This is a genomic window from Coleofasciculus sp. C1-SOL-03 (assembly GCF_040220555.1).
GTDB lineage: Bacteria > Cyanobacteriota > Cyanobacteriia > Cyanobacteriales > Coleofasciculaceae > Coleofasciculus.
The window spans coordinates 1-20,673 of sequence record NZ_JAVJUO010000030.1; the positions used below are offsets into that span (position 1 = coordinate 1).

At 47.0% G+C, this 20,673-nt stretch carries 17 protein-coding genes, 2 pseudogenes and 3 CRISPR repeat arrays; of the genes and pseudogenes, 9 read left to right on the forward strand and 10 right to left on the reverse strand.

Features of this window, described 5'->3' with window-relative positions; all coding sequences use genetic code 11:
• Positions 1–220 (forward strand): annotated as a pseudogene (locus RIE73_RS04990) (hypothetical protein); the annotation flags it as partial.
• Between the two features lie 46 nt (positions 221–266).
• Here the strand turns inward: RIE73_RS04990 and RIE73_RS04995 are convergent.
• From RIE73_RS04995 to cas1 (RIE73_RS05005), 3 genes and pseudogenes are all read right to left on the reverse strand, one after another.
• A complete protein-coding gene (locus RIE73_RS04995; RefSeq protein ID WP_446400144.1) occupies positions 267–1,202 on the reverse strand; it encodes a hypothetical protein in 936 nt (311 codons plus the stop codon).
• 86 nt (positions 1,203–1,288) lie between these two features.
• A CRISPR array of direct repeats spans positions 1,289–2,721; the repeat unit is 35 nt; unit sequence GTTTCCGTCCCCGTGAAGGGGAAGAGATGTGAAAC.
• A 257-nt stretch (positions 2,722–2,978) separates the two neighbouring features.
• Positions 2,979–3,101 (reverse strand): annotated as a pseudogene (locus RIE73_RS05000) (RRXRR domain-containing protein); the annotation flags it as partial.
• A 555-nt stretch (positions 3,102–3,656) separates the two neighbouring features.
• Positions 3,657–5,660, reverse strand: coding sequence for a CRISPR-associated endonuclease Cas1 (gene cas1, locus RIE73_RS05005; RefSeq protein ID WP_446400145.1), 2,004 nt, complete (start codon positions 5,658–5,660; stop codon positions 3,657–3,659).
• Positions 5,661–6,454: 794 nt separating this feature from the next.
• Positions 6,455–6,998: direct repeats of the CRISPR family, unit length 35 nt; unit sequence GTTTCATACAACTTCCCCTTCACGGGGACGGAAAC.
• Between the two features lie 321 nt (positions 6,999–7,319).
• On the opposite strand from cas1 (RIE73_RS05005), the gene cas1 (RIE73_RS05010) reads away from it, so the two are divergent.
• From cas1 (RIE73_RS05010) to RIE73_RS05030, 5 genes are all read left to right on the forward strand, one after another.
• Positions 7,320–8,387: a CRISPR-associated endonuclease Cas1 gene (gene cas1, locus RIE73_RS05010; protein WP_446400146.1), complete on the forward strand. Its 1,068-nt coding sequence runs from the start codon at positions 7,320–7,322 to the stop codon at positions 8,385–8,387.
• Entirely contained in the window at positions 8,384–8,665 is a 282-nt protein-coding gene (cas2, locus tag RIE73_RS05015; RefSeq protein WP_446400147.1) for a CRISPR-associated endonuclease Cas2, read from the forward strand. Before cas1 (RIE73_RS05010) ends, cas2 begins: the two co-directional genes overlap by 4 nt.
• A gap of 136 nt (positions 8,666–8,801) precedes the next feature.
• Entirely contained in the window at positions 8,802–9,299 is a 498-nt protein-coding gene (locus RIE73_RS05020; protein WP_446400148.1) for a hypothetical protein, read from the forward strand.
• 258 nt (positions 9,300–9,557) lie between these two features.
• A complete protein-coding gene (locus tag RIE73_RS05025) occupies positions 9,558–9,953 on the forward strand; it encodes a helix-turn-helix domain-containing protein (RefSeq protein WP_446400149.1) in 396 nt (131 codons plus the stop codon).
• Positions 9,954–10,135: 182 nt separating this feature from the next.
• Entirely contained in the window at positions 10,136–10,621 is a 486-nt protein-coding gene (locus RIE73_RS05030; protein WP_446400150.1) for a hypothetical protein, read from the forward strand.
• Positions 10,622–10,841: 220 nt separating this feature from the next.
• Here RIE73_RS05030 and cas6 (RIE73_RS05035) read toward each other — a convergent pair whose 3' ends face one another.
• The 6 genes from cas6 (RIE73_RS05035) to RIE73_RS05060 form a co-directional block, all read right to left on the reverse strand.
• Positions 10,842–11,918: a CRISPR-associated endoribonuclease Cas6 gene (gene cas6 / locus RIE73_RS05035; RefSeq protein ID WP_446400151.1), complete on the reverse strand. Its 1,077-nt coding sequence runs from the start codon at positions 11,916–11,918 to the stop codon at positions 10,842–10,844.
• A 168-nt stretch (positions 11,919–12,086) separates the two neighbouring features.
• Positions 12,087–13,568 carry an RNA-guided endonuclease InsQ/TnpB family protein gene (locus RIE73_RS05040; protein ID WP_446400152.1) on the reverse strand — a complete coding sequence of 494 codons (1,482 nt, stop codon included), beginning with the start codon at positions 13,566–13,568 and terminating at the stop codon, positions 12,087–12,089.
• Positions 13,569–13,893: 325 nt separating this feature from the next.
• Positions 13,894–14,370: a CRISPR direct-repeat array (repeat unit 36 nt; unit sequence GTTTCCATCCCCTTACGGGGAAGTGTGTTTGGAAAG).
• Between the two features lie 583 nt (positions 14,371–14,953).
• A complete protein-coding gene (locus RIE73_RS05045) occupies positions 14,954–15,178 on the reverse strand; it encodes a DUF433 domain-containing protein (RefSeq protein WP_446400153.1) in 225 nt (74 codons plus the stop codon).
• A gap of 63 nt (positions 15,179–15,241) precedes the next feature.
• Entirely contained in the window at positions 15,242–15,544 is a 303-nt protein-coding gene (locus RIE73_RS05050; RefSeq protein WP_446400154.1) for a DUF5615 family PIN-like protein, read from the reverse strand.
• Positions 15,545–15,859 carry a DUF433 domain-containing protein gene (locus tag RIE73_RS05055; protein ID WP_446400155.1) on the reverse strand — a complete coding sequence of 105 codons (315 nt, stop codon included), beginning with the start codon at positions 15,857–15,859 and terminating at the stop codon, positions 15,545–15,547.
• Positions 15,860–16,003: 144 nt separating this feature from the next.
• Positions 16,004–17,464: a hypothetical protein gene (locus RIE73_RS05060; protein WP_446400156.1), complete on the reverse strand. Its 1,461-nt coding sequence runs from the start codon at positions 17,462–17,464 to the stop codon at positions 16,004–16,006.
• A gap of 123 nt (positions 17,465–17,587) precedes the next feature.
• Between RIE73_RS05060 and RIE73_RS05065 the strand changes: the two genes are divergently transcribed.
• The 3 genes from RIE73_RS05065 to RIE73_RS05075 all read left to right on the forward strand — a co-directional run bounded on the left by RIE73_RS05065 (position 17,588) and on the right by RIE73_RS05075 (position 18,940).
• On the forward strand, positions 17,588–17,794 hold the full coding sequence (locus RIE73_RS05065) for a hypothetical protein (RefSeq protein WP_446400157.1): 207 nt from the start codon (positions 17,588–17,590) through the stop codon (positions 17,792–17,794).
• Between the two features lie 386 nt (positions 17,795–18,180).
• The gene (locus RIE73_RS05070) at positions 18,181–18,435 is read left to right on the forward strand and encodes a UPF0175 family protein (protein WP_446400158.1); all 255 of its coding nucleotides are present in this window, start codon (positions 18,181–18,183) and stop codon (positions 18,433–18,435) included.
• Positions 18,428–18,940, forward strand: coding sequence for a DUF3368 domain-containing protein (locus RIE73_RS05075; protein WP_446400159.1), 513 nt, complete (start codon positions 18,428–18,430; stop codon positions 18,938–18,940). Before RIE73_RS05070 ends, RIE73_RS05075 begins: the two co-directional genes overlap by 8 nt.
• Before the next feature lie 730 nt (positions 18,941–19,670).
• On the opposite strand, the gene cas6 (RIE73_RS05080) is transcribed toward RIE73_RS05075, so the two are convergent.
• Positions 19,671–20,432, reverse strand: a complete 762-nt coding sequence (gene cas6, locus RIE73_RS05080; RefSeq protein WP_446400160.1) for a CRISPR system precrRNA processing endoribonuclease RAMP protein Cas6 — start codon at positions 20,430–20,432, stop codon at positions 19,671–19,673.
• Between the last annotated feature and the right edge of the window lie 241 nt (positions 20,433–20,673).

Sequence of the window (20,673 nt, forward strand, 5' to 3'; positions counted from 1 at the left end):
AATGAAGTATAGTGAGAGATTGCCGCGCTCTGTGTCCGCCTATCTCGGAGTGAATCCGAGAAAGCACGTATGGAGCGCTCTATATCAATTTAATAATTTTATTGGTCGATGCCCTGTAGTCAATCGTAGACACGATTACTACTGTGTCTCTAACTGGGAGCCGTTGGTTAAGGCTGATATCGAGCAACAACGCCGGGTATCAGCCAAGCGCAAGCGTTAACGGTCATCGACCAAAAGTTACACCGTGGACTTATACCAAGACAGAATTACTTATGGGTAGGTTTGTCTAGGTTTTTAGAAGCGGTAAATTCGGGGATGTGGTAGCGATCGATGCTTTCGCAGATGGGGGCGAGTTTGATGCGGGTGGGTTCGAGAAAGTCGTTGTATTCGTGATCCCGGCAGGTGAAGACGATGGTGGTGTGGTGGTGGAGTAGGCAGGGGAAGATACTGTTGAGGGCAGAGACGAAGGGGCGATTGAGGACTAGATCTAAGGTGTCTATGAGGAGGACGCCTCTGCCATAGTGAGGGGTGAGGATGGAGGCGATTTCGGTAATTGGGATGGGGATGCCACAAGCTGTTTCACCGAGGGCGAGGGATAGGGTGCTGGGGGAGCAGGGACTGTCTAAAACGAGGGAGTTACACAGGATCAGGGCTACCCAAGGGGTGTTGGTTTGGTTGAGGTGGTCATAGATGTCACCGAGTAGGGTGCTTTTGCCGTATCCAGCAGCACCAATTAGGGGAATCAGGCGCTGTTTGTTTTCCAGGACACCTCGGTGGATGGCGGGGATATATTTTTGCTCGACGATGGGGCGGGGAATGCGTTCTAAGATGCGGGGATTGAGGGCGAGGCGGGCGGCGTTGGCTTGTTGCTGGAGGGCGGATAGGAGGTGGGTTGGTTCAATGGAGGGATTGGGGATGTTGGCTTGGGGTGGGGGTTCGGGTGGCTCAGGTTGGATGGCGATGTCTTCCCATTCCAGGTCGAGGGTGTTGCAAATGTCGATGAATATCCGCCGTTCTACGGGTTTGCCAGTGAAGAATTTGTTGATGGTTGACCAGGAGGCGAGTTGGTGTTCTTCAGCCAGGGCTTTTTGGGTTAAGTTTTGGCAGTCTAGGGCGATTTTGGCTTGTTGGATGCCTGTGGAGGATGCTCTGAGCGATCGCCTTGCCATACGTTTTTTCTGAAAAACCTCTGACTGAATCATATCATGGTTAGTTCGAGTTGTTAAGGCAGATGGTTTTCTGAAGGCAGAAACACTGATTTCTCTGAAGCATTTACTGATTTCTCTGAGTTTCCGTCCCCGTGAAGGGGAAGAGATGTGAAACTTTCAATGCTCCCCCACCTTATTTCGCCTGCTCAGGTTTCCGTCCCCGTGAAGGGGAAGAGATGTGAAACAATCCCAATGGTTCCCTTCTCAATGAAGAGGAGAACCAAGAAACGTTTCCGTCCCCGTGAAGGGGAAGAGATGTGAAACCAGTTTTGACGAGGCTGTGGCGGAAGACTACCGAAGTTTCCGTCCCCGTGAAGGGGAAGAGATGTGAAACGGGCAACATTTGGTCCTGAGTATGAGTATAAAACAGTATAGTTTCCGTCCCCGTGAAGGGGAAGAGATGTGAAACTAACCCCAATAATAAGTTTGGGGGAAACTTTGAATGAGCTGTTTCCGTCCCCGTGAAGGGGAAGAGATGTGAAACCCCTGAGTACGTTCAAGACGGAGCATATTGCTCCCAGTTGTTTCCGTCCCCGTGAAGGGGAAGAGATGTGAAACAAATATGGCAGTCCATATATCTTGGACCTGAAACTGTTTCCGTCCCCGTGAAGGGGAAGAGATGTGAAACTAGCGGATTTTTTCAAATTCACCTTCAAAAAGGAGAAGTTTCCGTCCCCGTGAAGGGGAAGAGATGTGAAACATTCAACCGCTGATGTAGCGGTTCTCAGTTTAACTGAGAGTTTCCGTCCCCGTGAAGGGGAAGAGATGTGAAACCATCTGCAACCCAACCACCCAGGTTGGTGTAGATGTGGAAGTTTCCGTCCCCGTGAAGGGGAAGAGATGTGAAACCGTCGGTCAGGCTCCTGAATTTACAGGAGAAATGATTGTTTCCGTCCCCGTGAAGGGGAAGAGATGTGAAACGAGTCGGAGTAAGCATTAGTGGTCTTAGCCTACAAGGTTTCCGTCCCCGTGAAGGGGAAGAGATGTGAAACCCATAAGCTACAAGGCACCGCAACCGTAGTAGGACCAAAGTTTCCGTCCCCGTGAAGGGGAAGAGATGTGAAACTCTGGTGCTGTTGCCATTCCGCGCATGAAACATTGCCAAGTTTCCGTCCCCGTGAAGGGGAAGAGATGTGAAACCGTCAACGTGTAAGCATAAGCTTAAATGTAGACATGTTTCCGTCCCCGTGAAGGGGAAGAGATGTGAAACTGTATTTCTGTGACCAAGGGTGCGAAGACCTTTGGTACGATGGTTTCCGTCCCCGTGAAGGGGAAGAGATGTGAAACATAATAACCCTTTATTTAAGTACCGAGGGTTACCAAAGTTTCCGTCCCCGTGAAGGGGAAGAGATGTGAAACGAAGGAAAAATAGGTACCAACACGCCTGAAGCGCGTCTCGTTTCCGTCCCCGTGAAGGGGAAGAGATGTGAAACCCGGCATTGATGTTGATGGTGTCAAAATTGGCCAGCCTGAATACGGTTTCCGTCCCCGTGAAGGGGAAGAGATGTGAAACCCTATCAATTTGGAACCCTTGCCAGGAAAGGCTTTGGGATAGGCAAAACTGAGGGGGTCTAAAATTACCCCGAATAATTGAAACTTATTTTCAATTAATCCCCTGTTCCGAAGCCTGAAACCCTTACCCAGAGTGCCATCCGATGGGGTCTACGAAAAAATCAGAGTTTCAGCGATTTCCTGACCCCCTCAGGTGGAGAGAGGCAACGACAAAAATTACCTCACTAAATCTGGAATCTGGCTTGACTATTCATTAGCAAAGCATCCTAAGTCGTTGTGTACAACCCTGGCTTTACCGTCCCTCAGCCAACGTCTAGCGCGACTAGGCTTGGCAGGCATCAGGGGTTTACCTGATTTTGATAAAACTGGTACTCGTGACATAGATATAATCCTTACGAGTAAAAGTGTTTACATTGAGCGACTTGTATCGAGCGAAGTCGAGATAAGTCGAAATGTAGTCCCTTCCCGCCATCTCAGCTAAGATGTCTTGGCTTAACAACAACCCGACAAAAGGTTTTAGATTGATCCGGACGAGGGAAGTATCCAGATGTCTGTACCAAACTGAGACTCTGTGCGGTATTCAACGTTTAAATGGCGTTTGTCCGCCAATCCCCAACTTCAACGAAGTAAGTTGGGGTATTAAATTGTCAAGGTACAGCGTCCCCATGAGACTAACCCAACAGCCTTCAAAAGTCAATAGAGTCTCCTATCGAGCTAGATGATCACCGATATATTGTTTAAAGAAAACCGTCGGCAATAACTCACCAACGGTTTATATAGCGTTTTCAAATGAATGTTAAAACTCAATGCTAGCTTTCCAAGGGAGAGAAAAATGCTAGAAGTGTCTTGCTACTGTTCCCTGTTCCCCGTTCCCCGTTCCCTTTTACGCTCGACCTCAATTTTATATCTCAAGTGTAAACACTATACAGCAGAACATCACGGTTTCCAAAGCATCGGACGATAAACCTCCTGTTCCCCCATCAAACAAGCCACATACTCCCACACCTGCAACTCCAAACAGCGGCGGTTATTCACCTTATACCCGGTATGGGGATGAGTATTCCGCGCCTGTAACTTCTCCTCCCAATGCTTCAAAAACTTCTTCAGCGCATCGGGGTACAAATACACACCCCCCCGCTCATCCGGTGGGGTAAAATCTTCAAAGACAAATATCTTAGAATTCACCAAATACGCCACCAACGAATCCACCAATAGCGCCCGAAACTCTTCCACCAAATCCGACACCAACGCCGGATGATTCTGGCGAGGAACGTGCAAATTGCCAAAATGAGTATGTAACCCCGCCGTCTGTACCAAAGAATGCATATTCTGAAACAGCAGCGTATAGCCCAAACTTAACAAACTATTCACTGGATCAGTCGGTGGACGTTTCGTGCGTTTCTCAAACACAAAGGGTTCCTTAAACAATAGTCCCAATGCCTGAAAATAGGTAGTTGCCCCATATCCCTCATATCCTAATAATACCTCCATCGACTCCGCATCCGGAACATCCAAAGCCAGCCGTGCCAAATCATCAATCGCCTTCGCCACTTTCTCCGACTTCACCCGACGATTTAAGCGCAACAGCAGAATCCGGGAATTATGCAGCTTGCCTAAAACAATTCGCTTTGCCTGCTGTCGGCTAAAATCGGGATCAAGGGAACACTGCACCTGGCGTACTAAATAGTCCACTTTCGCCATCCCTTCCGTTTGTAAGCGCCCAAAATAGCGCCCCTTCTGAGACAAATACAACACCGGAATCCGCCGCCGCAATGCCAAACTTACCGCCCCATGGGATAAATTGCAGCAGCCAAACAGGACAATATGACTCACCCGATTCACGGGGACTTTACAGCGCAACTCCTGATGGTAATAGACCAGAAACTGCTGATGCTGTACCTTTAAATAAGCGCCTTGGTCAGTAATATAAAGTGTGGTCATTGGTTCCTTCCAAAAATGGTCAGACTTGGCAATGGGAAACTTAACCGTTTTGACAATACGGCACGCCTTGGGGGGATGAGACGCTAACGGGACAGGTTTCCCCACGTCCCGCCGATACAATGTTCCTGACTCTGGGGTTGTCCCTGGTTTCACAGTCACCACAGGCGGTGGTGCTGTGACTGTCCCCTGCTGAAACTGATAGCCGAGAAACGTAAACGCCTCATCAGGGGCAAAAATTGTAGTTTTTTGCGGTTGCAGTGTCAGATAAATATCCGCCAACCACTCCGTAATTTGCTCCAAAGCACGATTAATTTGCATCCAATCCTTAGCTACGACGACAAAATCATCGCCATAGCGCACCAAGTTAATTCCCTGACTCAAACAATGGCGGTCAAATTCGGTTAAATACAAATTCGCCAACGCCCCCGATAATATCGCCCCCTGCAAGACTCCTTTACTGGGAAATAAGCGCTGCTTGCCGATCACAATTCCAGCTTTTAGCTGTGCCTCAATTAATTGCAGTAAAATCGGTTCTAAGGGCAATTGTTCTAAATCGGTCAGTAACAGGGCATGGCAGAGATGATCAAAAAATTGTGTAATATCTGCCTTCAACACCCAAGCGGGTTGAAACTGGTAATAGGAGAACAGATGCTGCACCGCCATCTGAATTCCTCGCCCTGGACGATAGGCGTAACTGCAATCGAGAAATGTATCTTCTAGAGGTAGATATATTTCATCCAACAGCCAACGCTGAACAATTCTGTCCCGCACCACGGGGATGCCAATTAACCGTTTACCTCCCTTGGCTTTGGGTAAGTAAAACCCCTTAGCCGGATCAGGGCGATAGCATTCTTGTTGCAATTGATGCTGCAACAGAGACAGTTGTTCATTCACTACCCCAGCAAATAAATCGGTGGTAATACCATCAATTCCCGCACTGCGACTCCCTCGGCGCACTTGTCGCCAAGCCACCTGCAAATCTTCTCGCGTAAAGTTCATTGGTGAAAAGCTAAAAGTCAAAAGTATGCCCTCGAAGGTCGTGAAGGGTCAAAAGTTAAAAGTAAAAGACCCTCTCCTTACTTTGTTCTGTGTTTCCTTTTTACTGGGAGAGTATATGAGTTCGAGTTTGAGTTATTGGCTGTTGTATATGAGTTCGGATATGACTTTTCGGCAAGGACTACGGTTCGGTCACTCAGGGTCACTTGACAGGGGAGCGGGGTTTAGGGTATTTTGTGAGAATCAATAATTGTTCCTGAACCTAGACAACAAAATAATAGGGCTTACGCAAAACCTCTATTTGTAGTGGACTGACACAGCTAAAATTGTGGGATAGATTTAACGGTGAAATTGGGCGCACGCCGTGCGCCCCTACAATTCTAATCCACTATTTAAGGTGTGCCACGCCAGCAGTGGACTGACCCAGCTAAAATAGGACTTTGTTTGTAGTGAGAACTTTAGTTCTCTAACGCCTAGCTGTAGAGGGCTCGCATCCCTCACTACGTACCCAATCTATTGCACCATTTTAGCTGAGTCACGCCGCCATCGTGCGTTAGCGAAGCGTAACGCACCTTTAGCACTATATCCCTCCATTGTCCTTAAATATGGGGGGGTCAGGGAATCGCTGAAATGCTGATTATTTCGTAGACCCCCTCGGATGGCTCTCTGGGTAAGGGTTTCAGGCTTCGGAGTAGGTGGTTTATTGAGAATGAGTGTCAAGTATTCGGGGTAATTTTAGACCCCCCCAGATTTGCCTATCTCTAAGCCTTGCCTGGTAAGGGTTTCAAATCGATAGGGTTTCATACAACTTCCCCTTCACGGGGACGGAAACAATCTATTGCCCCCCCATCTCCATTGGAAGGAGGTGTTTCATACAACTTCCCCTTCTCGGGGACGGAAACTGAGATCAAAATTTTACAAGAAACTTGTTCCACATCAACAATTGTTTCATACAACTTCCCCTTCACGGGGACGGAAACTGGTTTTGTCCAGGCGAAGCTGCCTGGTGACCCTGGTTTCATACAACTTCCCCTTCACGGGGACGGAAACAAAGGAAATTGATTGCATCATTAGCTTGTGATTCTTGTTTCATACAACTTCCCCTTCACGGGGACGGAAACTCGGTGAGTCATCACCATTGGGTGGATTGAAAACCATCGTTTCATACAACTTCCCCTTCACGGGGACGGAAACCTTCAACACGACATGTGCTTGAGCTTGAAGCATTAGAAGTTTCATACAACTTCCCCTTCACGGGGACGGAAACTCCAATTTTGAGAGGAAAGAAGAATGTTTGTTCTTTGGTGTTTCATACAACTTCCCCTTCACGGGGACGGAAACAGTGAGGTGGGCAATGCTTTTGCTAGCTAAGCCACCGAGAGCGGTTATAAGACTTCACGGGGACGGAAACAGTGAGGTGGGCAATGCCCACCCTACTCAAGGTTGTGCCAAGGGATTCTGTTAGGTTTGCACAAGACATTCAAGCGATGAACCCCTTCGCCAACCAATTCAGGAAGAAAATAAGAAAATTTGCCAAAGTCATATATAAAGTCATATACAACACCCCGCTACTCAAATACAAACTCAAATACCCCCCAGCAACAATAAAAGCGTGGAGAAAACAAACCTCCCAACACTCACGTTTATCACAGTTGGGGAATCATGCATACTTTATATGTCACCGAACCTGGGTCACACCTAAGAGTTCACAACCAACAGTTAATCGTCTTTAACGCTGATGGCGTCGGCTATCTCATCCACCTAAATCAGACTCACAACATCATTCTCGTAGGCTATAGCCAAGAATCCGATCCAGCCCTCTCTATCATCCACTCCCGTGGAATTCCGCTTCTGTTGCTTCAGTCAAATGGAACCTACTTAGCACGCTTGGAAACCGAATCCCGGCGTCGGATTAAATACCTCGCTAAACAACATCAATGTGCGCGAAATCCCGAATTTACCCGAACCATAGCGGAAACAATGGTCCGCACTAACCTGCATCATCAGCATCGCTTACTTCAAACCTTAAACTCAACCCAGACACAGAAAACAATCCAAACAGCCAGTGACGCGATCGCACGGCTAATCGATAATTTACCACTGGTAGACTCCATGGAGATGCTGCGGCGTTATCAGAACATTGCCACCCACCTTTACTCCCAAGCCTTAACCCACCGATTCACTCTTGACCGAATCTGCCTATTCCATCAACCTACCCCACGTCCCACCCCAAACACAACCCGTCACTGTCCTATCCATTCTTTCCCCCAAACCACCACAACCCGGAAACCCTTAGCCACTCACCCAATCAACCGTTTACTGCGTTTCGGTCATATCCTATTAAATCAGCATATCTACGCCCTCTTACAAAGCCTCGGCTTGCACTCCCATCTCGGAAATCTGCACATTCACCATGACCATCATCCCGCATTAGTCGCAGATTTCATGGCAGAATTTCGTGTCATCCTTGTCGATACGTTAGTCGTCAAATTACTGGAATTGCAGTTATTTACCGACACTGACTTTACCCCAGCCAACTCGCGAGGCGGGATATATCTTACCCCCCAAGCCATTCAGAAATTTATCACCTATTGGCAAAAGCAGTTACAGGATGAAACTCCCTCGTGTCATAGCCCGATGGAAACCTATCAGCAACGCTTAGAATCACAAATCCGCCAGTATATTTCCTGCTTGCTAGGTGATTGCGACGCTTACCTCCCATTTTTATGACCTTTTATCTGATTTGCTACGACATTGTGCAAGACTCTCGCCGGACAAAAATTGCTCATTTACTGGAAGGGTATGGAATGCGAGTGCAAAAATCTGTGTTCGAGTGTGTCCTCAATGACCAGCAATACCAAAATCTGCAAAAAAAGCTGCTGAAACATCTGAATAAAACAGAAGACCAACTGCGATTTTATCCCCTAGGCGTTCGCGCCCGTAAGAAAGTTGTTGTCCTGGGAGTACAGCCAGACCGAATGGTCGATGATGCCGCATTTATTGTGTAGGAAAACAACGTAAGCGGAAAGCCCCCTCACCCCCAACCCCTCTTCCACGCGGGGGAGAGGGGATCAAGAAGGGGATGAGGGTAAAACGCTTCTCTCAGTGAGCAGAATGTGACTCATAATTTCTGAGCAAACAAACATGACAACCTATCAACAAGCCTTGGATGATTTCGGCATTATTCCATTACTTCAGAAACTCATTCTGATGACTCCAGTTCACCTAGAATCGGAAGAACGAGAAAGCCTAGCCGCCTTACTCATTACCCAGTTAACCGCCAGTCTCACTCATCAATCAATTGCCAATTATCTCAACGCCATTGAACAGGGAAACCAAGACATGATTGCTGACCGAATTATCCAGGAACTCCAAGCCACTCCAGTCACCCTGTCCGCGCCTACGTCTCTCCCCAAGGAATCCAGCGCTAGCTTTGAAATTGGCGATCGCGTTCAGTGGAAATCCCTTGCCCATTCTACCCGTGATTGGGGCATCATTATCGGTCGTTTCTATACCTATGGACGACATCGGTTGCAGTGGGGTTGGCAATATGTGGTTTGGTTAGATGAAGAGTCTCCCAGTTCAGCTTGGACAGTAGCAGACACGGCTTGGGAGGAAGATTTGCAACGCCTAAACGGGTAAAACAGCAAAAGATAAATTGATTTCTTTTGGCTCACAACTGTCCTACCAAACCAACAGGTATGCCACACCTAACTTGAGTGATTAGAACATCGGGGCGTCCAGACGTGCGTCCGCCGTCTCGTTGGTTCGTTGGGTGATATCATGTCCGTCCAAACAGCCATTATTCCCTTATACCTTGCAACCTTCCTCCTTCCCTTGGAGCCCTGGAGCCCTCTGCCTTGTCTCAACCGATAGTGTAAGTATTCCACCGGACATGATATGACTCTTCGAGAAGGCTGCGCCTACGTTCCTCAACCCAACCTACTAGCTATCCCCTATTTTCATCCGTTCCATCTCTTACTAAAACCTATGACTCCCCGTCCATTGACTCAACGCGAACGAGACTTAATTGAATTTTACACCTACTGTGAATTAGGCATGACACCCAAACAATTTTATGCCAAATGGCAAGTCACCTATGAAATAATTGCCGCCCTTTGTTTTCGTTCCCTATCTACCGTTAACGCCTGGTTTTCTCGCGGTCGCTACTATCGCCGTCCCACACCAAACGACCTGCGAAATCTGGCGCTGATGGATTTTATCCTAGAGCATTTTGAGGAGATTCCGGAAGACCTTTTGGATTTACTCTGTCCTTCCTCTGGCAATAATCAATAGTCATTAGTCATTGGTCAGGGGTCTCCACCGATAATGTAAATATTCCACCGGACATGATATGACAGGCAAGTTCATAGCATAAAACCTAGCAAAAGTCCAGGTTTTATTAACTGTTTTGTCCCCACAATCTGCCATTAGGTTAAATAGCCAGAAACATCCCTTTCATCTGTTTTAGACAACCTATGAAACATCGTGATTGGTTGCGCCTTCGCTTCGAGGGTGAAAAAATTTGTGCCGTTCTCCGGCAAAAAGGTTATTCCTGTCAAAAACAAGCCCGTCGCTTGTCTTGGTGGGTGAGCCAAGCGGGTAGCTATTCCTATATTCTCACCTATTTACCAGCCCCCCGCAATGAGTGGAGTTTACTCCCCAATGATACCCATCCAGCCAGGGCAAAACTGATGGCAATTGTGCAAGAGGCTTTGTCTGGTTTGAAAACGACTGAAGTTGCCGAGATGACTTATCCTCAATCTGAACCCGTTGCGGATACACTTGACGCCAACAAGGGATTAAAAGATGACTCTCACCCTTGGACAATTGTTCAGTTTTTGCCCAATGCCAAACATTTTACAATCGCCCGTTTTGTTAATCGCCAAGATGCCCAAGATCACCTGCGATTTTTGCAGCGGTATGTGCCAACTGGAACGTTTGAAATTGTTTTCGAGGGATAGATTAGTGTTGATGTGATAGAAAAATTGTCAAGTTAAGCTGTTCGGCATTTAAACCTTAATCTACCGTAGGGTGGGCATTGCCCACCAGCCTGAATTCCCTGCCATTCTCTCTAATATCATGTCCGCCTAAACAGTCATATGATATAACATTCTGGTTGGCAAAAGTCCCCTCGCAGGACAATGAGTTTAAATACCGAACCGCTTATCTTTCTTTTGCCTTTTAACTTTTGACTTTGGACGTTTTCATCCGCGCCCGTTTTGCATAGGTTTTCACGGTTTGATAGGGCATTTCTAAGTCTTGGGCGATCGCACTCAAGGATTCTCCTGCCTCTTGCCGTGCTAAAATCGTTGCCTGGGTTTGGCTGACGTTAATTGCCCGTTCTCCCCCGGTGCGTTTTTGAGACTGCATCAGGATTTCGGTTAACTCGTCAATGCGCTGGGCTAATAACCGTTGTACGAATAGGGTTTCTAGGGAATTGGGTTCGTTTATCCACCCTAGACGAGTTTGTCCTAAGCCAAAGGTGGTTTTATGTCCGGTTCCGCAGTAGGGCGCGAGTTGACTGAGGGCGGTAAAGAGGCGGTGAAAGGCTTTAATGTTCCTGGCTTCTGGGGTTAAACTGTACTCAATTGCCCCTAAAAATCCGGTGACTTTCCCCTGCTTCCCGGCGGCGACTTTTACGGTTTCCAGGTGATGGCGATTAATCAGAACGGATTCCTCTACCCAGTTGAGAAAGGCTGCATTGTCAACGGGGATTCCAGAAAAGTCTATCCAGCGACGCAGGTAACTCTGAAACACATTAAAGGGTAAGGGTAAGGGGAAATGATGACCCTTGCGGCGAAAACTGGTTGGGGAGACAAAGCTGAGGGTGAGGGTTTTGGCGAGTTGGGTTTGGTAGAGTTGGCTGTAGGTGGTTGGCGGTAGGAAAAAGGAGACGGATTCAATCTGTAGGGGAGCATAGCGGAGTTGAATCGTTGGCGGTAATTGTGCTAACCATCGGTCTAACCACTGAATTAGGGGACGGGAAAAGACGGTGAGATACCAGCGATAGGGGTGATGGGGAAGGAGTTGCAGGTTTTGACCTTTGGTGTTCATTTTCCCTTCTAATCCGGAGAGGGTGAAGGATTTTTTGGTTTGGTTATCGTGAAGGGTGGCGGAGAGGTTGGGGTCAAAGGTACGCACCTGGTCTAAAAACCAGGCGTGGAGGGTTTTGGTGTAGTGGGGGAAGAGGGTGGCGGATTTTTGGGGGAGGAGTTCAAAGACGACGCCGACGAGTTCGCTGGAGGTGAGGGTTGTCATGTTTGAAGGCAGGAGGCAGAAGGCAGGAGGCAGAAGGCAGAGGGCAGAGGGCAGAAGGCTTTCAGAGGGCAGAAGGCAGAGGGCATGGCAATGCCCAACCCAGACAACGTAAATTCAGAGTTATGCGATCGCATTCTTATTATCACAGGTTGATTGACACTCCCCCTTTTAGAAAAAGGGGGATTCTGAGGAACTCACATTCCACATATCCTGAGAAAACAGTTCTAATTGTCTTCCTAGGTTCCCAGGCACCCGACGCTTACCCTTACGGGTGTCGTGTTTTCTCCCTTTAGGCGTTGTTAATTCAACGCTGGGCGTTTCAAACAGGCTTAACTGTTTGGGTTTCGCCGAGTCCCGACGTACCTTTTTTATTGTCAATTTCAAGCCATATTCAGCAACGGCTCTACGCTTAATATTTTGTGCAGCTTGCCGATCTGCATGGTCAAAGTGTCCACACCTGGTACAGATAAAACGCTCTCTGTCCCGACTGTTTTTATCGACATGACCACAGGCGCTGCACTCTCTGGATGTGTTTCGTGGGTTCACTTTGAGTAAGACCTTTCCCGACTTTTCAGCCGCGTACTGAATCTTATTGATCAACTCTCCCCATGAAGCATCCAGGATAGAACGGTTCAATCCTCGCTTGGCTGATTGACCATTGGGCAGAAAGTGTCCAGTCCCTTCATCTGGCTTGGGTTTGCACCGTCTCACCATTCCTTGAATATTGAGATCTTCTACTACAACGGCGTCGGCTTTTTTAACCAGTTTATTGGCAACCTGCCACTGGTAGGCATTCCTGGAATTTCTGATTTTACTGTGCAGCTTGGCTACCTCGGTTGCCCGTTTCTTGCGGTTTCGGCTACCTTTCTTAGCCCGACTGACACGCCGTTGGCGAATCTTCAGGGTTCTCTTAGTCTTCTGATTAGTGGCAAATCTGGGGTTAGGGATATCGCTCCCATCAGAGCAATACACCAGCTTAGTTAACCCCATGTCCAGCCCAACCGCCGTTTTCACTTCAGAAGTTGGTCGAGGAGTAGCCATTGGGACTGACTTGTCCTCTAGCCGCACACTCATGAACCATCCATCGGTTCGACGGCGAATTGTAACGCTTCTAACGGCAAACCCATCAGGGATGGGACGGGAGTTGAAAAAGCGCATCCACCCGATTTTAGGTAGATAAACCTTGCTTCCTTTGAGCTTGACCCGACCAGGTTTATACTCAAACGACCGGAAATTGCTGCGGTTTTTGAATGCCGGGAATCCCCGCCCATCAAAGAAGTTTTTATAGGCAGTGTTCAACCGAGCAATATTACGCTGTAAAACGTCTGAATCGATTGACCGATACCAGGGACGGGCAGCTTTTAGGTCTACCAGTGCGGCATCCTGAATCGTGCCAGCATTGCGTTTTTTACCACTATTTTGCCAAGGATTACCCGTCGCACCGTTCTTAACGACACAGCTTGTTATAGGGTAAGCCTCGGCTTTAGTCCTTAGACTGCAATAAGCTCCCTGAATAAATTGCTGATGATAGGTTTCAATCCGGTCAGCCAAGCACCAGTTATAGGTGGCTCGGAGCATTTCAAGCCACGACTGCATCTTGGCAGACTGGCTACCAGATGGACGCAGTTTGTAGACGTAGCTCAAAATCATGGCGTAAATACGTTAATATAGTCTGTATACTAACATATTTATGCGTTTTATTCATGCCGTTTAAAAAGAAAAACAAATTAGGAGCGAAAAAGTTCCTACCGCATCCGCTTGGTAAGCAACCTATATGCTTTAGGGGCTATGAAGGTCAAAAGGAACAACTTAAAGCCGTCCCCAATTGGCAGGAACGACTAAGGCAGTATGTAGCTCAACTCATAGCTGAAGGCGAATAAATTCGCCGTGTCGGACTTCATCCCCCGACTAAAGTACGGGGGCTTCCGTCCTCCCATCCTTTATTTGTGAATGCGATTCGTTTCGGTTTTCTTTCGTTTCCATCCCCTTACGGGGAAGTGTGTTTGGAAAGCATCCGTAAGGTGTACGTATACAGAGAGGTATACCCCAAGTTTCCATCCCCTTACGGGGAAGTGTGTTTGGAAAGGATTCCTTACGAGTCTTCCGAGTTTTTCCCTTATGAAGGTTTCCATCCCCTTACGGGGAAGTGTGTTTGGAAAGTCTATTCTCCCACACTGAAACAAGAGGAGGCAATTTTGATCGTTTCCATCCCCTTACGGGGAAGTGTGTTTGGAAAGCACTAACATGATTACAATTGATTTGTCATTGACAAATGGTTTCCATCCCCTTACGGGGAAGTGTGTTTGGAAAGAGCTTGAGTTTAAGGAGGTTAAGGAGGCGGAAAGTTTCCATCCCCTTACGGGGAAGTGTGTTTGGAAAGTGTCCGCAATCAGTATCAACAGCGGACACCATTAAAGTTTCCATCCCCTTACGGGGAAGTGTGTTTGGAAAGAGTTCGCTCAGGAAGCCTTACGGAGACTGGGTTTCAGCCGCCCAATCGACACACCTTTTTTTGTTGTCAATTAACGAGCGCTTATTGACGAAAATCTCAGGATTCCATCGCCCAAAACCCTTACCTGAACTACTATCGACACACCTCAACGGAAAAATGAGGGTTTCAGCCATTGGGCGAGGTGTGTAGATCAACCAAATTAATGTGTTGTACTATACAGTTGTCAAGGTTCTGCTATTGATATTCATCATACCGGAAACTTGCCCTTAAGCCAAACAACTTAACGACTTTGGCGGGATAGGGTTGTCGATGCGATCGCTTCCCCTAGTGAATGGGAAGACAGGCGTTTAGTCAGGTTGTGAAATCGAGTCCCGTGTTTCCGTCCCCTTAATCCGCCTAAAAGAGGGTCAACACGCCTGCATTTAGAGCAGTGCTAAAAGCGTCGATGTCGCTGTAATTATCTCTTAAGCTGTCATGCATTTAAATTGGGTATTAGTAGCGAGCAAGATGCTCGCACTACCATCCTTTCGCCGTTATTGATATTAAGGTTTAAATGCCGAACAGCTTAGTAGTTTTTCAATATTCACGGTTGAACAGTAACAGTCAGGCGTTCGCGTTGAGCAGCAAACCAAAGACAAGCAAGGATATCTGTTTTTGTCAGATAGGGAAAATCTTCTAGAATTTCCTCTTGGCTCATGTCGGAAGCGAGATATTCCAAAACGTCATAGACAGTGATTCGCATTCCGCGAATGCAGGGTTTACCGCCACGTTTTCCCGGTTCTAAGGTGATAATGTCTTTGTAATTCATTGCCTGACCTGAACACAACTAAAAAGGTATATATTCAACAATATTGAGCCATTCCCCAGAGTCTTATGCCAGAGCAATCAGTTCTAAGTCTTTCACAAACTGCTTAATTGTACCTCCTAACTGATGTCCAAATATCAATCCAGCAAAATATCGTTCTTGACGTTGCCAATCTTCAGCCAAGGCTTTAAAGCGAATATCTTGAGTAAACAAAACTCGACCCAGCGAACCCGCACGTTCGAGAAGTGCATCATCGGCTAACTCGGCTGAATTGTCTTCAATTGCCGTGAGAACATCTACACCCCGACGACGCAATTGTTCCGTAATCGCTTGAGGAACATGAACATCCATATATAGGGTGACAGCCACTTATAAAATCCCTCTTGCTTTCATCCGCACAAAGAAAGGAGAGGGGGAGGCTTGAGATTTTGCCTGTTGTGCTTGCTCCCATTCCTGGCGAATCTCAGCCTCGATTTCATCTTGGCGATCGAAATAATACACCATGGCTGCATGAGCCTCTGAGCGTTTCAAATAAGGATGTTGACGACACATTTCCTCAACTGACCAACCATAAGCTAGGTAGTCCATGACAATCTGGGCGACGCGCACACGGGGTATCCGTTGCAACCGCGCTGATTCACCTTCGGCTTTCTCGATATGCGGATAAATTATTCCTGATTTCATGGCATTCTGGCTCACTCAGGATTAAGGGTTAGAATAACTATGATAGACGAACTCGCCTCACCGCTTCTAAAAACCTATGCATATCTACTCACAAGTAGGCATATCTAGGGAAAACTCAACGGTATAAGTTTCTTAAACGCTTGTTTAAAGTGTGTTGCCACTTCCCTGTTGAGGGTTAGCCAAAAACTCCCAGTTAGAGATACCATAGTAGGCGTGCCGACTATGGATAAAGCGCTTGAGCCTGTTATTCAATTGGTTCCAATGACTCCATACGTGTTTGCTATCATTCACGGATAGATAAGCGGTTATGGAGTCGGGTAATTTTTCTTTCCATCTCATGCCACGACGGGCGATCGCTAATGCAGCCGCCTCATCACTGGCTAGTCCATACATCCGGGCATATTTGACCAGACCGATCAGACTGGTATAGGCTGGATTAACCGGTCTGACTTCTATGCCGCGATTTCCTAAAATGGCACTGAGCAACTCATAGAAGCGGCTATAGGCCCAAGACGATAGCATCCGGGCATACTTGCTCCCTTTTTCTTTGAGTTGTGTCTTTTTACTAGAGAAGTCCAACTCCTCACACACAAGTGGGCATCGGTACGCAATCGCCATGTGCAACAGGAGAAAGCAAGCGTGCCTGATTGCCGCTTCCTGCTTGCCCCGTGGTAAGCCTGTCTGAATGGGTATCTGTCCATGGCGTCTGAGATTGCCTTCTGAATCGACAAGCGCCCAACCAATTGATCCAGGATTCAGGTCTATACCAATACATCCGCGAGCAATTGTCCTAGACACTCGTTTGACGGGTAATGGGCTGAATTGAACGGCTACACACCATCTGCCATTTTTCCGGTAGAAGTGCCAGGTCAAAGCGCCTTGTGATGGCAGTCGGTTGACTTTTCGCTCAAAGCCTCCAATCCGAGATGAAACATACTTGCCAAACTTGTCTTCTAGGCAGTAGGGAACCCGGAGCTTAATTATTTGCCCATCCCATTGGCAGGATTGATTTCCACAGGTTTCATCCTTGGAGCCGACCATAAACGCTTGTCCTTTGGGAACAGTTACTCGGATAGGAGCAGCCCTTAGGTGTTGAACTTGCCGCCGATAGTGAGATAATTTACGCTTTTTGTGGTGCAGTTGAAAGCGTAAGTTATGCCAGTTGGTTTCCCGATATCTGAGGGACATTGAGAGAGGAAGCTGGCAGCCTGTTTTACTGTTGTGCCAATTTTTCTTTCGGTAAAACTTGCTGGCGTTTTTCAGCTTCCGTTGAGCCTTTTTGATCCACTTCTGACAGGAATTTGCCTTAGCCGTTAACACCTTAATGTGCCGTTGGCGGCTAGCTTTGGCTGCATCTACCGTTCCAATGCTTAAGGCTATCACTCCATTGGCGTGACGCTTGCTTATCTTATACGTTTGCTGTAGGTGTGTATTCCATTGAGACTTGTTAAAACCATCACCCTTGATCAGGTGATTGACCGTCTCACATACTGCCTGGTGGAAGATAGACGAATATTCAGCTAAGAACATTTCCAGTTGAGTCTTTCCTACTGGATTTAATTCGTTGGCTGGAGTGGGTAGCCCTTTACAGTATGTGATCGTCATTGATTCGACCTTTCAATGGTTCCTGGAGTATTGTATACTTTTGGAGAACAAATGTTCTCCCAGCTTGAATGTCTCGGCAAAATCCGCAGAAATGCATAGATGTGCAGAGATATTTAAGTACAGTTGTCAACCCTTAAAATTCAGGTTTTCTTTGGCTTCCGTCCCCTTGCGGGGAAGTGGTTTGGGAAAGAGTTCGCTCAGGAAGCCTTACAGGGACTGGCTTTCAGGAGACCAATCGACACCACCAATAAAACTCGGTTACTTTTTGCCCAAAATCGAGTTCAACACATCGCTCAAACTCTCTCCCTGTCAGGTATCGACACCACCTAACGGAAAATATAGGGTTTCGGCGATTTGCCGACTGGTGTCGATTGACTGAATAATTCTATTTCAGTATGCAGTTGTCGAGGTTCTGCTGTTGATATTTCATCATACCGGAAACTTGCCCTTAAGCCAAACAATTTAACTCCTTTGGCGGGATACAGTTGTCGTGCGATCGCCCTAGTGAGTGGGGAAACAGGCGTTCACTCAGGTGATGAAGCAGTTTGATTTAAGGATGTAGGGTAGCGCGATCGCAGATAACTTACTCATTCCCAAAAAGCGCGATACGTTCTTTCGGAACACGCTTCGCGATCGCATCGGGTTAATTTTCCTGGATTGGCAGTGGAGGCAAAGTTAGGGTAGTTTGTGAGAATCGATAAATATTCCGTCCACTGATGTCACATCAACTCACAATTACCTACCCAGAAACCTTTCCCGATGCCCTACAACAAACTAGAGAACAGTTTGAACAAGAGGCAAAATGGGCAATGGCGGTGAAACTTTTTGAAATGAAACGCCTATCATCGGGGATGGCAGCCGCATTAATTGGCACGGATCGGGTTTCATTCCTGCTTAATTTACATCGTTATGGTGTGCCGATGATTGACCTCACTGAAAAAGAACTATTATCAGATTTAGAAAATGCCTGAAACCCAGAGGATTGTGATTAATACTGCCCCCCTAATCGCCCTTGTTGCAGCTTTAGGGGATTTAATGGTGTTGCAATCTCTCTACTCCCAGGTATTGGTTCCCTTTGAAGTCTGTCAAGAAATCCTGGTAGGTGGTTCGAGGGGGTTTGCTGTAGCAGAATTTGAAGCGGCAACCTGGCTGCAAAAACAACAAGCACCCCTGACAATTTCTCCTCTTCTCCTAAATTCCCTTGATAGAGGCGAAGCCGCCGTGATTCAGTTAGCGATAAATGAGAACATCCAAACTGTCTGTATTGACGAAGTAGCAGGTAGACGAATCGCCAGATTAAGTGGACTTTCGCTGACGGGTTCTATTGGAATTTTACTCCGTGCCAAGCGGAAAGGCTTCCCTTTTTCAATGCAGCAAGCGATATCTCAAATGCTCAATCGAGGGATTCGATTAAGTCCAACAGTGATTAATTTTGCCTTAGAACAATCTGGAGAAAATTATTCATCTGAGGATTGATTAAGCTGTCATGCATTTAAATTGGGTATTAGTAGCGAGCAAGATGCAAAGCCTGCGGCATGGCTTCGCTTAACGCACTACAAGGATTGCGCCATTATTGATATTAAGGTTTAAATGCCGAACAGCTTAATTAGGTTTTTCAAGACAGAATTGGTTAAAACTAACGTCCCCAATCAACCGGGACAAAGTAGACACATCCATTAGGACAAAAAAACTGTTATTCCAGACGTTCCAGCGGAACGTCTCTACTAAATGACGTGTCCTAACCGCTATGGCGGTTGCTATAAATCCAGAGTTTGGCGATCTAATTCTGATCAGCGTTTCCATCCCCTTGCGGGGAAGTGTATTTGGAAAGAGTTCGCTCAGGAAGCCTTACAGGGACTGGGTTTCAGCCGCCCAATCGACACACCTTTTTTTGTTGTCAATTAACTAACGCTTATTGACAAAAATCTCAGGATTCCATCGCCCAAAACCCTTACCTGGACTACTATCGACACACCTCAACGGAAAAATGAGGGTTTCAGCCATTGGGCGAGGTGTGTAGATCAGCCAAATTAACGTGTTGTACTATACAGTTGTCCAGGTTCTGCTATCGATATTCATCATACAGGAAACCTGCCCTTAAACCAAACAACTTAACGACTTTGGCGAGATAGGGTTGTCCATGCGATCGCGAAGCGTGTTCCGAAAGAACGTATCCCTCCCTCCGTTCGTCATTTTTGGCTTCTGCTTATCCACACTTAAGACAAGTTTGTCCCATACCCAATCGCGTCTTCACCCCAGTCCCCGCAAACTGACCATAATGAACCAATAAACTCGCCACATTTGCCAACAGAGGATCAGTCCCCTTCAACACCTGTAACCTGACATCGCCAACAAACCCATTCACATACCCATGTTGTAACTGAAGCGATCGCGTTTTAATCTGGTGACGCTGAACCATGACATAATCACTCAAATAACCAATTAACTCATCCCTTCCCAAATAAACCGGGGCAAAATGATTCCAGCGTTCCAACCAACTGCGAAACATTAAAGCAGGTAGAGGAAACGGTAAATAAAGCCGTTGCTGGGCAAAAGCCGTGGGCGTGGTAAACTCCAACTCAAACCGCCGCATCGGTTCCGGTTCGTTTGCCACAAAATTAGTATAAAGCTGTTCATAACTACTCCTCTCATCCTCCCGATTCACCACCGTAAACCGCGCCCCTAGGAACTCTACAGACTCCAAACAAAGAGACGCGATCGCTTTTGCCGCTTTTTCCTGTAATCCTGATAATGATAGCTGGTAAAATTCCCCCGGATAGAAACGAACAAATCCCTGACTCGGCGGCGCATATCCCACCAATCCAGCAAACGCCACTGAAGGAATCCTCTCACCCCCCAGTTCCATTCCCATCTGTTTATGTAACACTTTAACTAATTCCAACCCATAAGCGCGGGGTAAAACAGCCGTTTCATTAGTTGTTAAAGTCCACGTTGAACGAATCAGCATAATTTTATCCAAGTAACTGCTAATAAGGCATAAAAAGGTGATAGGATACTGACCCCTCCCTAACCCCTGACAGGTGTAGGTTTTTTATTTTAGGGTGGGGACAAGACAAGGAGGACAAGGAAGGAAAGAAGACAAGGGGGGAAAACCGTACAGAATTCGGTTCGGTCAAACTCACTTCTAAAAGCCGAAACGCCCTATTTTTCGTTCTCACTCTTCCTTGTCTACTGGTCTACCTGTCTTC